The sequence below is a fragment of the Nakamurella sp. A5-74 genome, assembly GCF_040438885.1.
In the GTDB taxonomy this organism is placed as follows: Bacteria; Actinomycetota; Actinomycetes; order Mycobacteriales; family Nakamurellaceae; genus Nakamurella.
This window is the reverse complement of the sequence record NZ_CP159218.1, coordinates 2898227-2912214: the sequence shown is the minus strand read 5'-3', so window position 1 is coordinate 2912214 and position 13988 is coordinate 2898227. Positions and strand designations below refer to the sequence as shown.

Sequence of the window (13988 nt, the reverse complement as noted above, 5' to 3'; positions counted from 1 at the left end):
TTGACACCCGATCAATGTCTGGCGCACGGTGGAGGCGACAGGAGGTCGATCCCGATGACGACGACAGACCAGGCAGTACCCCGGACGGACCCCGGCCGCGGCGTCGGCGGCGCCGCGACCGGCAGCGGGACCCTCGATGTGCCAGCGGGTCTGGCCGGCGTGGTGGTGGCGACCACGGAGATCGGTGATGTGCGCGGCACCGAGGGTTTCTACCACTACGGGCCGTACTCGGCGGTCGAGCTCGCGCAATCACGCAGCTTCGAGGACGTCTGGTTCCTGATGGTCCACGGCCGTCTTCCGGACGCTGCCGAGTCGGCGTCGTTCTGCGCGCAGGTCGCCGCGCTGCGGGAGATCCCGGACGACCTCGACCGGTTGTTGCCGACGATTGCCGCTGCGGGGCAGCACTTCCACCCGCTCCCGGCGCTGCGGACCGCACTGTCATATCTCGCCGCGCGGGACGACACCGTCCCGCTGTGGGGATCGGAGGAGGCAGACCGACCGGCCGCTGCACTGCGGGTCTGCGCAGTGACCCCGGTCCTGCTGTCCCGGCTCCACCGGCACCGCCTCGGACTGCCGGTGGTCGAGGTGGATCCGTCGTTGTCGACGGCCGAGTACTGGCTGCGTGCAGTCACGGGCGAGGAACCGACCGCGGCGCACGTGGCTGCCATCGGCGCCTACCTGACATCGACCGTCGACCACGGCTTCAACGCCTCCACCTTCACCGCCCGGACAGTCGCCTCAGCGGGCTCGGACCTTTCCTCTGCGGTGTGCGCCGCCATCGGCACCTTCCTGGGTCCGTTGCACGGCGGGGCCCCGGACCGCGCACTCGACGGCTTGGACGAGATCGGCAGCATCGACCGCGCCCGCGACTGGGTGCACGACACCGTCGGGCGTGGGGACCGGATCATGGGATTCGGTCATGCCGTCTACCGCACCGAAGACCCCCGGGCCCGGATGCTGCGGGAGATCGGCCGCGGGCTCGGGGGAGAGCTGATCGAGTTCGCCACCGAGGTCGAGCAACAGGTGCTCGCCGCGCTTGCCGAACTGAAACCAGGCAGGTCGCTCCCGGTCAACGTGGAGTTCTACGCCGGCGTGGTGATGGAGCAGTGCGGTATTCCGCGGTCGATGTTCACCCCCACCTTCACCGTGAGCCGGGTGGTCGGGTGGTGCGCGCACATCCTGGAGGAGGCCCGCGGCCGCAAGATCATCCGCCCGAGCGCCGCCTACATCGGCGAACCCCCGCCGATCCCGGTACCCGCGCTGTCCCGCTGACGCCCGCCCGGGCCCGACGAACCCGGGGGTCGGAACATCGGGTCGCGTCGTCGAGTTGCCCCTGGGGTGACTGTGACCACTGCATCGACGACCCCCGAACTGTTCCGACCCCTGACGCTGCGCGGCGTCACCGCCCGCAACCGCATCTGGCTGGCGCCGATGTGCCAGTACAGCTGCGAAGCCCGCGACGGCATCCCGACCGACTGGCACCTGGTGCACCTCGGTGCTCATGCCAGCGGCGGCTACGGCCTGGTGATGACCGAGGCGGCGGCGATCGTCCCGGAGGGTCGGATCAGCCCGCAGGACGCCGGCATCTGGAACGAGGCGCAGCAGCAGCAGTGGCAGCGGATCGCCACTTTCATCCGCGCCCAGGGCGCGGTGCCGGCGATCCAGCTCGCCCACGCCGGCCGCAAGGCCTCCACCTACCGACCGTTCGACGACCACACCGGATCGGTGCCCGCAGAGCACAACGGCTGGCTGACCGTCTCGTCCACCGACCACGCCTTCACCGGGTATGCGGCGCCCCGTCGTCTGGACACCGACGAGGTGGCGGCGCTCCCAGCACAGTTTGCCGCGGCGGCGGAGCGCGCGGTGCTGGCCGGGTTCGATGTCGTCGAACTGCATGCAGCGCACGGTTATCTGCTGCACCAGTTCCTCTCGCCGTTGGTGAATGATCGCGACGACCGCTACGGCGGCGACTTCGCGGGGCGGACCCGGCTGCTGGTCGAGACGGTCGACGCGGTGCGGGCGGTGCTCCCTGCGGAGTCGCTGCTGTTCGTCAGGTTCTCGGCGAGCGACTGGGCAGAGGGAGGTTGGGACGTCGAGCAGACCGCCCGGATCTCCCAGCAGCTCGCTCAGCGCGGTGTTGATCTGGTGGACGTGTCGTCCGGCGGCGCCGTGGCCGAGCAGCAGATCACCGTCGGTCCGGGGTACCAGGTGCCCTTCGCGCGGCAGGTGCGCGCCACGGGCGGCGTCCCGGTGGCCGCAGTCGGGATGATCACCGAGCCCGCGCAGGCCGAGCAGATCCTCGAGCGGGGTGATGCCGACGCGATCTTCGTCGCCAGGGCCGGCCTGCGGGAACCGTCCTGGCCGCTCCGGGCCGGCCACGAGCTGGGCGTCGGGCACCACGACCTGCCCTACCCGCCCCAGTACGAGCGCGGCGCCTGGCGCTGACTGGCGGTCCGACGCTGGTCGAGCAGCGAGAACGAGCGTGTCAGGACTCCGTCGTGAACTCATCGGGATCTCGACTCCCTCGTTCCTCGGTCGCTCGATCACCGGTGGTGTCGCGTTTCTTGCCGGGTCTCGACACGCTCGCCAGATCACGCCCGCCGAGGGTTACTGCTCGTCCACCGCGGGTCTCTGTTCGAGTTGTCGAAGGTGGTGGCCCGCCGGGCGGGACCCGGCACACCACCGCCCTCTGCTGTGTGGGCCAGGCGCCGCGGGGACTAATAGGATCGACGGGTCATGACTGAGAATGCTTCCGGGATCCTGCCCGGCACCGTCCGTGTCCGCGTCGCACCCTCGCCCACCGGCGATCCGCACGTCGGCACCGCCTACATGGCGCTGTTCAACCTGGCATTCGCCCGGAATGTCGGCGGCCGCTTCCTGCTGCGGATCGAGGACACCGACCGGGCACGCTTCCGGGAGGACTCCGAGCAGCAGCTGTACGACATGCTGCACTGGCTCGGGCTGCAATGGGACGAGGGTCCGGACATCGGCGGCCCGTGTGAGCCGTACCGGCAGTCGGAGCGGCTGGAGACCTACCGCCCGTTCGTCGAGCAGCTCATCGAGCAGGGCAACGCCTACCGGTGCTGGTGCACCCCCGAGCGACTGACGCAGATGCGCGAGGCGCAGCAGAAGGCCAAGCGCCCCACCGGGTATGACCGACTGTGCTACGGCAAGACCGCCGAGCAGCGCGCGACCTTGCCCGGCTTCTCGGAGATCCCGGTGGTGCGGATGCTGGTGCCGAAGGATGCGCCGATCCGCTTCACCGACCTGATCCGCGGCGAGGTCAACGCACCGATGCCGGACGACCAGGTGATCCTCAAGGCCGACGGCTTCCCGACCTATCACCTGGCAGTGGTGGTCGACGATCACCTGATGGGCATCACCCACGTCGTGCGCGGGGAGGAGTGGATCTCCTCCACCCCGAAGCACCTGCTGCTGTACCGGTGGTTGGGGCTCGACGAGCCGGTCTTCGCGCACATGCCGTTGCTGCGCAACACCGACAAGTCGAAGATCTCCAAGCGCAAGAACCCGGCGGCCAGGCTCACCTGGTTCGCCGAGCAGGGTTACCTGCCGCAGGCGTTGATCAACTTCCTGGCGCTGCTGGGCTATCCGCCGATCATCACCACCGACGACGAGGGCGTCGTCACCGAACGCGAAATGATGACGTTCGAGGAGTTCGCGGAGCGCTTCGACTGGAGCAAGGTGAGTTCGGCCGGCCCGATCTTCGACCTGAAGAAGCTGGACTGGCTCAACGGCACCTACATCCGCGAGCTGGATCGCGAGACGTTCATCGACGCGATCATCCCGTTCTGCGTCCGTGACGAAGTCTTCGCCGAGGCTCCGCAGGGCGCAGACAGGGAGAAGCTGGCGGCCATCGCCGAGTTGATCCAGACCCGCCTGGTGCTGCTCAGCGAGGCACCGGGTTACGTCCGACCGTTCTTCACTGCGGCGGCCGACCTGCAGATCGCCGATGATGCCCGCGCCCAGCTCAAGGACGGCGCCGCCGAGGTGCTGACGGCGACGATCGCTGCCCTGGAGCCGGTGGACGAGTGGACGACCGAGAACATCGAGAGTGCCATCAGGGCTGCCGTGATCGACGGTTTGGAGCTGAAGCCGAAGGTGGCCTTCACCCCGATCCGGTCGGCCGTGTCGGGGGTGCGCATCTCGCCGCCGCTGTTCGAGTCGATGGAGATCCTCGGCAGGGACGAGACGCTCACCCGGTTGGCGTTGCTGCGCGACACGCTCTGATGTTCCGGGCCGACTCGTCGGCCGGGTGTCCAGGCGGGGGAAGCCTGGGAGCATCCGGTCACGGCGCCGACGGCTGGTGCCAGAACTCCTGTGGTGCAACGGTTCCGGTCAGATCCAGCCGTGCCGACGGGCTACTGCGCTCGCCTCGTGCCTGTTGACGGCGCCGAGCTTCGTGGCTGCAGCGGACAGATAGTTCCGGGTCGTTCCAGGGGAGAGGTGCGCGCGCTGGGCTATCTCCGCTATCGAAGCGCCGTCCGCCGCGTACTCGAGAACGTCGGCCTCTCGCGGTGTGAGGGGTGAGTCGCCTGCCCCGATCGCTTCCGCGGCCAAGGCGGGATCGACGTAGCGGCCGCCGGCATGGACGGTCCGCACCACATCGGCCAAGGTGGCCGCCGACGTGGTCTTCGGTAGGAACCCGCGCACCCCGGCTGCCAGGGCCTTCTTCAGATATCCGGGCCGACCGTGGCTGGTGACGATGATGGAGGCGCACCGGGGCACCAGTCCCGTGATCCGCTGGGCCGTCTCGATGCCGTCGATCCCGCCGAGCTGCAGGTCGAGCACCGCGACATCGGGCCTCCACCCTTGTATCCCGGCCAGCGCGGTCTCGCCGGAATCCGCCTGGCCGACGATCTCCACGTCGCTCTCGAGATCGAGCATGGTGGCGAGCGCCGTCCGGATCAGGTTCTCGTCGTCGACCAGTAGAACTCTGATCATGGGAGCGCCTCCGATGACGGGAAATGGGCAGTCAGGGCGAATGTCCTCGAATCCGTGGTGACGCTCAGCCGGCCACCGACTGCGGTCAACCGCTCGCGCAGCCCACTCAGGCCCGTGCCTCCGTCAGCACTGCCCGTCGGCGCGGGTGCGTCGTTGACGATCCGGATGCCGGTGACGTCGAACTCCATGCGGCAGTAGGTGGCCCGGGAGTGACGCAGAATGTTCGTCACACCCTCACGAACCACCCAAGCCGCCGGCTCGGCCGCGTCGGGTGGAACGGTCATCACGTCGCCGACGAGCTCCGTGCGAATCCCTGCGGAGGACAACAGTTCTCGCGCACCGACGATCTCGGAGGCCACGTCGATCGTGCGATAGCCACGCACCAGTTCTCGGGCGTCCTTCATGAAATCGTGCGCCAGTGCGCGAACTTCGTCCATCTGCGCGGCAGCTCGGTCGTCGTCGCGTCTGGCGAGAGTTGCCGCCAACTCACTCTTGACCGCGATGGCAGAAAGCGCGCGCCCCACCACGTCATGCAGGTCGCGTGCGAAGCGCAATCGCTCCTCCGCCACCGACAGTGCGGCCGCTGCGTTCCGGGTGGCATCGAGTTCGGCCACGATCTGCAGCAACCACATGGAGAGTCTGACGGTCGCCGTCATGAACGCGATCGAGAGTCCGAGGAACACTGCCTGCACGGCCGTTGCTCCGAGCGCAGCGGCCAGTGCCCCCGGGCCGACCACAGCTGCGATCGACCACCGCCGGTCGAGGTGCGCAGCAATTGCAGTGGTGACCAGGACCGCCGTCCACAGGATGCTCTGCATGCTGCCGAACACCGAAAGCGTTGCGGTGGCCACCCCGAGGGCGATCAGCGGAACGCCGATGCTGCCCGCCGTCGTACCGCCCAGTCGCGGCGTGCGTCGCAGGATCACCACAGTGGCAGCGGCACACACCAGTGCCGCCGCCACGGCGACGTGGTCGCGGTCGTGCACGGCCTGGGTTGTCAGGGCGATGGTCACCCCGGCGACGATCATGAGAAAGGACTGTCGGGTGTACACCCGGACCTTCTCGACGTCACTGGCCTCACGCCAACCGTGCATCGGGTTGAGGTAGTCCCGAACTCTCATGCGTCACAGCCTTGCAGACGGGTGATCAGAACCGTGGTTCCCACCGGAAGTGGGTGCGGGCGATCAGGACGCATCCGGTGATCCACGCCAGCATGACCAGCACCGGCGCGCCGGCCCCGGAGAACGTGCCGGCGAAACCGTGGGGCGCTCCACCCGGGGTCACGGTCCCGAACCAGCCCAGGTTCAACAGGTCCGTCACGGCGGCCAGCGGGGTGAGGGAGATGACGTCACCCAGGGCGGCCGGCACCGCGTCACGCACCAGCGGAGTGCCGACCATGGCGAGCAGGACGACCGGCAGGCTGGTGATCTGCGCAGCCTCGGCATTGCGGGTGAACGCGGAGGTGATCAGCGCCAGCGCCCCGAACAGCACCGCGCCTCCCGCCAGGGCCAGCGCCACCAGCAGGACGTTGACCGGCACACCGCCACCGAACGCGACGACGACGCCACCGACCACGACACTCAGGATCACGCACAGGAGCAGCGAGGGCACGGCGGGCCCCAGGAGAATCTGAGCGTCGGTGCTCTCGCCCGTCCGGAGCCGCTTGAGAACCAACTCGTCCCGCCGCGTCGCATACACGGACAGCAGGTTGTAGAACACGACGAACACCAGCAGCAGCAGCGCGAAACTCTGCAGTGCCGCCGCGACGCCTGCGTCGGTCAGACCGCCGTTGCGAGTGCCGATGATCAGCAGCGCGACGGGAAATACCAGCGGCATGACGATGGCATTGAAGAGCAGGACACGATTGCGTCCCAGCAGTGTGAACTCCGCTCGGGACAGGGCTGTCATCGTGCTCATGCGTTGATCACCTCTGTGGTGTCGAGTTGGTCTGCGATGGAGAGGAACACTGTTTCCAGCGACGCGGCTCGCGCGTCGAGTCCGGACAGCGACACCCGGTTCTCGCGGGCCCAGACCAGCAGGTCGGTGAGGGTGTCCTGCGCCGAGGAGGTCGTGATGGTGACGTCGTCACCGCGGACCTCGATGCCCGTCCCGGACAGGTGCGGCAGCGCCACCCCTGGGACCTTCAACCGGATGTGCGCCGGGTGCCCGGCGACCACCTCGTCGACGGTTCCGCTGCGGACGACGCTGCCGCGGTGCATGATGGCCAGCCGGTCGCACAGCGACTCCGCCTCATCCAGGTAGTGCGTCGTCAGCATGATCGTCACGCCGGAGTTCTTGAGGTCCTGGATGAGGTGCCAGGTGTTGCGTCTGCTCTCGGGATCGAGGCCGGTGGTCGGCTCGTCGAGGAACAGGACTCGGGGGCGGTTGATGATCGCGCACGCCAGATCGAGTCGGCGCTGTTCGCCACCCGACAGGAACTTCACCCGGGTCGTCGCGCGACCGGTGAGGTCGACGCGGGCCAGCACCTCACCGACCGGGAGTGGGTTGCTGCATGTCCCGGCCCACATGCGCAGGCTCTCCTCTGCGGTGAGATCCTGAGGAAGACCACCCTTCTGCAGCATGATCCCGAGGACCGGGCGCACCTTGCGTCGTTCCGACACCGGGTTCATCCCCATGATCCGGACCGAACCCTCACTGGGCCTGGAAAGCCCCTGGATCACCTCCAGCGTCGAGGTCTTGCCGGCTCCGTTCGTGCCGAGGAGGCCGAACAGTTCGCCTTCCTGGATCTGCAGGTCGAGGCCCTTGACGGCCTCGAACGAGTTCTTCCCGGATCCGTAGCGGCGGGTCATTCCCGAGACGTCGATGGTGCTCACGATCGCGTCCTCCAGTGCCTGAGACCGATGACGAACCGGACACCCAGGAACACCGCGATCACGCCGGCGGCCACGACCATCGGGACAGTCGGACCGAAGACCGTGAAGATCACCGCGACCATCGCGACGGAAATGATGATGACGACAAGTTCACGGGCCATGGTGGGCGCTGGTCCGAGCTCCATGAGATCGGTGAACAGATTTCCTTCGTCGGGTTGTTTCATGCTTTCCATCGTGGGTGTATCTGCGCCGGGAGCACAGTGCGCACGTGCATGACCTGAGGTGACATCGTCATGGTTCGGCCATGTCGAATGTCATGGATCGCTTGCGCGACATGGGGTGAGCAATCCGGATGGCGCATGCCCGGGCCGGTTGTGGAGCTACTCGACCGACGCGAACTGGTGGTGTGCGGCATCGTCGAGGACGACGCGTGGTGATGTCAGCAGCGCGAACGAGAACACGCACCGCAGGGTCCAGGTGGCCCCTCAAATGCGACGATCCTCTCGTTGCATCGACCGGGATTTCGTGTCCTGCGCCGGTGCAGGGCGTGGCTGTCGAACCGCTGACCTGCACCGCAGCCATTTCGATGCCAGAACGAGGGTCCGACTTCACCGCAGAGGTTTCTCCGCCCACGATCCCCTTGTGCGGCACGGCATTTCATGGCTCCCACGGCGCACAGATAACGTCCGGAGCCATGAATACAAGCTTTCTTTCCGCCGAAGAGTCCGCAGCTGCTGTTCGTACCGGTGAGGTGACGTCCGTAGAATTGACGCAGGAAGCCATAGCCCGCATCGAGCGGGACGACGAAGTGATCAATGCAATCTGCGTGCCGGACTTCGACCGCGCCCTGGCCGCGGCGCGCTCGGCCGACGAGGCACGGGCACGTGGCGAGGACCGGCCGCTGCTCGGTGTTCCGGTGACGGTCAAGGAGTCGTACAACGTGGCCGGGCTGCCCACGAACTGGGGGATGGCGCAGCACCGCAACCATCTTCCGTCCGAGGACGCGCTCCAGGTGTCGCGGCTCAGGGCTGCGGGCGCGGTGGTGCTGGGCAAGACCAACGTGCCGGTGGGACTGCAGGACATCCAGAGCTTCAATGAGATCTACGGCACCACCAACAACCCGTGGGACCACACCCGCACGTCGGGCGGATCGTCGGGCGGCTCGGCGGCCGCCCTGGCATCCGGTTTCGGCGCCCTGTCCATCGGCTCCGACCTCGCCGGTTCGCTGCGGACTCCCGCGCATTTCTGCGGTGTCTACGCGCACAAGCCGACGCTGGGGCTGGTGGCGAGCCGCGGCATGGTCGCTCCGGACGCGCCGGCACTGCCGGTGGACCTCGACCTCGCCGTCGTCGGTCCGATGGCGCGCACTGCGCGCGATCTCGCACTCCTGCTCGACGTGATGGCCGGACCGGATCCGGTGACGCTCGGCCTGGCGCACACGCTGACGTTTCCGCCTGCCCGCCACGAGCGACTCCGTGACTTCCGGGTCCTGGTCCTCGACGAGCATCCCCTCATCCCGACCGGCTCAGCGGTGCGGGCGGGGGTGGCGCGGGTGGCCGACGCGCTCGCCGGCGGGGGAGCCAGCGTGCAGCGGCACACTCCGCTGCTGCCCGATCTGACGGAGTCCGCCCTGCTGTACACCCAGTTGCTGTTCTCGGGCTCGGTTGCTCATTTCCCCGTCGATGACTACGAGCAGCTGCGGACCCGCGCGGCCGGACTCAGCGCAGACGAGGAGAGTCTGGACGCGGTCCGGCTCCGCGCCATGGTGTTCAGCCACCGCGACTGGCTGCAGGTCACCCACCTCCGCGAGCTGCACCGCCACGCCTGGCGTCAGCTCTTCGCCGAGTTCGATGCCGTGGTGTGTCCGATCACGCCCACCCCCGCATTCCCGCACGACCACAACCCCGACCCGCTGGAACGCCGCATCGACATCGACGGCATCGAACACCCCTACTTCGACCAACTCGTCTGGGCTGGTCTGGCCAGCATGCCCGGCCTGCCCGCCACCGCCATCCCCGCCGGGCGGTCCCCGGGGGGCCTGCCGGTCGGCGTGCAGCTCATCGGCCCGATGTTCCACGACCGGACACCGCTCAAGCTGGCCGAACTGCTCGAGCAGGAGATCGGCGGCTTCGAGGCTCCGTAGTAGGGCAACGACCGTGAGGTCCGCGAAGGTGGGCGGCAAACGACCGTGGGGTCCGCGAATGTGGTGGGTAAACGACCGTGGAGTCCGCGAAGGTCAGGTCTGGGGGAGTCCGAGGGCTGCCCGGGTCAGGCGGGCCAGCTGGCGGGCGAGCTCGCCGTCCGGCAGCGGGCTGGAGAAGAGGCCGACGGAGTTGAGCAGGCCGAAGGCCGCGTGCACCGCGGTGCGCACCTGTTCGCTGTTCCAATCGGTCCGGCTCGCGCCGAGCAGGGTCCGCCAGTTCCGCACCAGCTCCCGCTGCCGTCGCCGCAGGCTGTCCTGCTGCGCGGCCGGTAGGTGGTGGACCTCACGCACGAACACCGCCATCACCGAGCGCTGGCGGGCGACGGCCGCCGCGTACCGGGCAATCGAGGCGTCCAGCTGCTGGACCGCGGGACCACCCTCGTCGGGCCGCTCCAGGACGATCACCGAATCGATCACCCGGTCGATGACAGCGGCGAGCAGAGCGGCTTTCGACTCGAAGTGGCGGTAGATGGCCGGACCGGTCACACCGCTGGCCGCGCCGATGTCGTTCATCCCGACGGCGGCGTACCCGTTGCGCGAGAACAGCTCCGCCGCGGAGGAGATGATCTGCTCCCGCCGCAGGGCACTCCTGCGAGGGGGCAGTTCCGGCGGGTAGATGGTGCTCGCCGCGTCGGCAGGGCGCACGGCCCCGAGGTCGGACGAACCCGCGGTCACCGCTTCACACGCGGCTTGGGGACCCGCCAGCGGCGCGGCATGATCGCGCGGTTGAAGGCGTAGAAGCCCAGCGCGCGACCGGTGCGGGACAGCGTGCTGCCGTCTCCGTTCGGGAACTCGGTGCGCACCTGCTTGGCAAGTCGACTGCCCAACACGGTGGTGTCGGCGACGGCGGCGAGGATCAGCACCAACAGCACCAGCGGGCCGAAGGTCTGCAGGTAGGCGTTGGGGATGAGCAGGATGATGAAGGAGATGATCGCCATCGGCATCAGCAGCCCGGCGAAGTTGCGACGCAGGTCGACCTGGTCGCGGACGAACGCACGGATGTCGCCCTTGTCCCGGGTCATCAGGAAGGCCTGGTCGCCGCGGGCCATCTTCACCCGCCGCTCGGCCGACAGCGCGCGCCGCTCATCCTTGGACAGCGACTTGGTACCGGCGCGCGAGCGCTTGATCGCCTCCCGCTGGGTCTTCGGCGGGGGAGCGACAGGGCCGCGGCGGCGACCCTCTGCCACGCTGCGCTTGGGCGTCGGTCGTCCCTTGCCCACCTGCTTGGCAGCAACTGTTGCGTCGGCCGCGGCTGCAGCGGCGGCCTGTGCCGACGCGCCCTTCGACAGCGAGACGCCCTCGTCGGCATCGTTGGTCTTCGCGGAGCGGCGCAGCAGGTTCACACTCGGGAGCTTACCGGCAGCTGGCGGCGCCGTCACCGCCGCTGAGCTGCACCTGGCCACCCCACTGTGCTGGAGCGGACGGCGTCGCTGCGCAGGCGGGAATCGTCCGGAGTCGGCAGTGGTTGTAGCGGACAGCGCCCCTCACGGAGTGGCGCGCTGCACACCGCGGGGCACCAACGTCGAATGCGGCGGCAGGCGTGGCAGTATCGAGTACAGCAGCACCGCACGCGGCAACAGAGCAACACCGCACAGAGCAACACCGCACAGAGCAACACCGCACCCAGCAACTCAGCGACGGCCGTAGTGAAGGTTCGACGCCGCAGTCGACATCACTGCAGCAGTGGCACCGACCGCGGCACTGCACGACGCCCGCGCCGGTTCGAATACGGCGGATGGCCCGACGGGCCTGCCCGCACCAGCTGTCCGTACCAAGCAAGAGGAACAGGGGTTCACATCAGATGAGCGCTCCCATCGGAACCGACACCGAGACCACCACAGCACCTCCGGAAGCCGCCCACGGCGTCACCCTCACGGCGCCCGCCGCGGAGAAGGCCAAGGCCCTGCTGGATCGGGACGGCACCCCCGGCATGGTGCTGCGGATCGCCGTCCAGCCGGGCGGTTGCTCGGGCCTGCGCTACGAGCTCTTCTTCGACGACCGCAGCCTTGACGGTGACGCCAAGGTCGTGTTCGAAGGCGTCGGCCTCGCGGTCGACCGGATGAGCCGTCCCTACCTCGACGGCGCGACCATCGACTTCGTCGACACCATCGAGAAGCAGGGTTTCACCATCGACAACCCCCAAGCGCAGAGCTCGTGCGCCTGCGGAGACAGCTTCCACTGATCGTGCCCCCGGGGAAATCCGGGTCCGGCGGCGGGTTCTCAGGTCACCTCGGTGACCGGGGACCCGCCGCCGTCGTTCTCGGGTCAGAGCAGTCTCCGGGTGAGGGCAGTCCCGGGTCCAGGACCCGAGGCAGGGCGGACCCGATTCAGGGACGGACCCACTTCTTCCAGTACTCACCGGTCGTGGGGATTCCCGCGTAGATCTCCTCCAGTCCGTGGATCCGGACGTTGGCCGAGGGATAGCGCGAAACCGCGCCGGCATCGGCCGGGCGGCCCAGCATCTGCAGGTGGGCCCGGTTCAGCCACTGCTTCTTGAACCGCGGATCCTGGGTCGCGGTGTTGATCACCGACGGCCGACCCTGCTTCGCCAGGATCGAGGAGTATCTCGCGAGATCGCTGCTGCTCGGCGTCTGTTGCCAGAGCACCCGAAGGATCCGGCCCAGGTAGGTGGTGCCGTCCCGTCGGGCGACGTCCCACGCACCCTGACCTCCGCAGATCGACTGGACTGCCGCGAGGTGTGGTTGCCGGGCGAACGTTGCCGCGTACTCGACGCCACCCGACCGGCCCAGGCACGCCAGGAAGTACCAGCGCGCGAGCTGCGTGTACCGCTCGTTCGAGCGCACGATGGCGTTCGCTGCCTGCCCCCGGGACATCAGACCCCTCGCCAGCCGATCGATGAGGGTCGCGTCCGTACCGGAGCGGCCCAACACATGCAAGTACAGACTGGCGACAAAACGGGTCGCCTCGGCCCGGACCAGCTTCGGATAGGGAGTGCGCGGCGGTGCGACCGACGACGCGGCGAGCGCGCGGGCGGTCGCGGTGACGGTCTCCCGCATCGGCTGGTAGCCGGTCGCACTGCTCGCGGTCTGCAGGATCGCGATGTAGTACTTGCTGGTGAAGCCCACCGAGTGGAGACCGTAGACGTTGCTCGACGGATAGTTGACGATCGTCGTCCAGCCCTGCTTGGAACCGGAACCGGCCAGCGCGTTGACGCCGAAGTTCTGGTCGAAGCCGTCGGACCCGACGTCGGCGGCCTGCTGCATGGCCTGCGGCAGGAACCCGTTGACCGCGGAGTCGCGTTCCATCCGGTACTGGAATCGCACCAGGTCGCGTGCCGTCACCCGCACCGTGCCCCACCAGCCGGAGGCGCTGGCGGCGCTGTTGGCCGAACCGGTCAGGCCGTACCGGGCGGCGACCCACGGGACGATCGAGGTGCTCCACAGCGAGGACTGGGTCGAGTCGCGGGACACCCGGATCATCTCGGCCAGGGAAGGGATGAGGGCGGGGTTGCGGATGCCGTAGTACACCGCCGTGTACAGCTTCACCAGGGACGCGGAGGCGATCTGCTGGTCCGGGTTGACGGAGGCCAGGACCGCTCCGGTCGATCGGTCGGCGATCACCGCTGCTGTGTTCACCCCACGGGCCGCAGCCTGCGTGACGGCAGCGTTGAGCGCTGCTTGCGGGGTGGCGGCGGCCGCCGCGCTGCCGAGCGTCGCAAGCACCGTGCGTGCGGTGACCAGCGCGAGCGGTTCGGCAAGTCGGGTCACGGCCGCCGTCATCGGCGGCGCGGCAGCACCGGCCGGAGCGGCGGCGAGGGGACCTGCGGACACCGCGAGCGGGACGAGCAGCCATCCGGCGAGCAGGCGGACGGGACGGCCACGGCGGTGAGTGCGCACGTGGTGAACCTACCCAATCCGCGGGGACGGGTAGTCTCGCCCCGTTGCCCGGTGGTCTTCTCGCCGCACCTGCCCGGCCGCAAGCCGGTCATTCCGCCCGCCCACGCACCCGACCCCCGGAGCCGTTTCGTG

At 68.6% G+C, this 13988-nt stretch carries 13 protein-coding genes; 5 read left to right on the top strand and 8 right to left on the bottom strand.

The window, feature by feature from the left end; genetic code table 11:
• Nucleotides 1-54: 54 nt before the first annotated feature.
• The 3 genes from ABLG96_RS13355 (at nucleotide 55) to gltX (ending at nucleotide 4248) form a co-directional block, all read left to right on the top strand.
• Nucleotides 55-1272: a citrate/2-methylcitrate synthase gene (locus ABLG96_RS13355; protein WP_353647866.1), complete on the top strand. Its 1218-nt coding sequence runs from the start codon at nucleotides 55-57 to the stop codon at nucleotides 1270-1272.
• A 72-nt stretch (nucleotides 1273-1344) separates the two neighbouring features.
• Complete coding sequence (locus tag ABLG96_RS13350) at nucleotides 1345-2445, top strand: NADH:flavin oxidoreductase/NADH oxidase (protein ID WP_353647865.1); 1101 nt, start codon at nucleotides 1345-1347, stop codon at nucleotides 2443-2445.
• A gap of 291 nt (nucleotides 2446-2736) precedes the next feature.
• Nucleotides 2737-4248: a glutamate--tRNA ligase gene (gene gltX / locus ABLG96_RS13345; protein ID WP_353647864.1), complete on the top strand. Its 1512-nt coding sequence runs from the start codon at nucleotides 2737-2739 to the stop codon at nucleotides 4246-4248.
• Between the two features lie 108 nt (nucleotides 4249-4356).
• On the opposite strand, the gene ABLG96_RS13340 is transcribed toward gltX, so the two are convergent.
• Genes ABLG96_RS13340 through ABLG96_RS13320 form a run of 5 tightly spaced genes read right to left on the bottom strand, consistent with a single transcriptional unit; the run spans nucleotide 4357 to nucleotide 8020 of the window.
• The gene (locus ABLG96_RS13340; RefSeq protein WP_353647863.1) at nucleotides 4357-4962 is read right to left on the bottom strand and encodes a response regulator transcription factor; all 606 of its coding nucleotides are present in this window, start codon (nucleotides 4960-4962) and stop codon (nucleotides 4357-4359) included.
• Nucleotides 4959-6083, bottom strand: a complete 1125-nt coding sequence (locus ABLG96_RS13335) for a histidine kinase (RefSeq protein WP_353647862.1) — start codon at nucleotides 6081-6083, stop codon at nucleotides 4959-4961. The genes ABLG96_RS13340 and ABLG96_RS13335 overlap by 4 nt, the downstream gene beginning before the upstream one ends.
• A gap of 25 nt (nucleotides 6084-6108) precedes the next feature.
• On the bottom strand, nucleotides 6109-6879 hold the full coding sequence (locus tag ABLG96_RS13330) for an ABC transporter permease (RefSeq protein ID WP_353647861.1): 771 nt from the start codon (nucleotides 6877-6879) through the stop codon (nucleotides 6109-6111).
• Complete coding sequence (locus ABLG96_RS13325) at nucleotides 6876-7796, bottom strand: ABC transporter ATP-binding protein (protein WP_353647860.1); 921 nt, start codon at nucleotides 7794-7796, stop codon at nucleotides 6876-6878. The genes ABLG96_RS13330 and ABLG96_RS13325 overlap by 4 nt, the downstream gene beginning before the upstream one ends.
• A complete protein-coding gene (locus ABLG96_RS13320; protein WP_353647859.1) occupies nucleotides 7793-8020 on the bottom strand; it encodes a hypothetical protein in 228 nt (75 codons plus the stop codon). Before ABLG96_RS13320 ends, ABLG96_RS13325 begins: the two co-directional genes overlap by 4 nt.
• 470 nt (nucleotides 8021-8490) lie before the next feature.
• Here ABLG96_RS13320 and ABLG96_RS13315 point away from each other — a divergent pair, with 470 nt between their 5' ends.
• Nucleotides 8491-9939: an amidase gene (locus tag ABLG96_RS13315; protein ID WP_353651499.1), complete on the top strand. Its 1449-nt coding sequence runs from the start codon at nucleotides 8491-8493 to the stop codon at nucleotides 9937-9939.
• A gap of 93 nt (nucleotides 9940-10032) precedes the next feature.
• On the opposite strand, the gene ABLG96_RS13310 is transcribed toward ABLG96_RS13315, so the two are convergent.
• Both ABLG96_RS13310 and ABLG96_RS13305 read right to left on the bottom strand, forming a co-directional pair.
• On the bottom strand, nucleotides 10033-10674 hold the full coding sequence (locus tag ABLG96_RS13310) for a TetR/AcrR family transcriptional regulator (protein ID WP_353647858.1): 642 nt from the start codon (nucleotides 10672-10674) through the stop codon (nucleotides 10033-10035).
• The gene (locus tag ABLG96_RS13305) at nucleotides 10671-11342 is read right to left on the bottom strand and encodes a DUF3043 domain-containing protein (protein ID WP_353647857.1); all 672 of its coding nucleotides are present in this window, start codon (nucleotides 11340-11342) and stop codon (nucleotides 10671-10673) included. The genes ABLG96_RS13310 and ABLG96_RS13305 overlap by 4 nt, the downstream gene beginning before the upstream one ends.
• A 458-nt stretch (nucleotides 11343-11800) precedes the next feature.
• Between ABLG96_RS13305 and ABLG96_RS13300 the strand changes: the two genes are divergently transcribed.
• A complete protein-coding gene (locus ABLG96_RS13300) occupies nucleotides 11801-12181 on the top strand; it encodes an iron-sulfur cluster assembly accessory protein (protein WP_353647856.1) in 381 nt (126 codons plus the stop codon).
• A gap of 145 nt (nucleotides 12182-12326) precedes the next feature.
• Here ABLG96_RS13300 and ABLG96_RS13295 read toward each other — a convergent pair whose 3' ends face one another.
• A complete protein-coding gene (locus tag ABLG96_RS13295; RefSeq protein ID WP_353647855.1) occupies nucleotides 12327-13856 on the bottom strand; it encodes a hypothetical protein in 1530 nt (509 codons plus the stop codon).
• Between the last annotated feature and the right edge of the window lie 132 nt (nucleotides 13857-13988).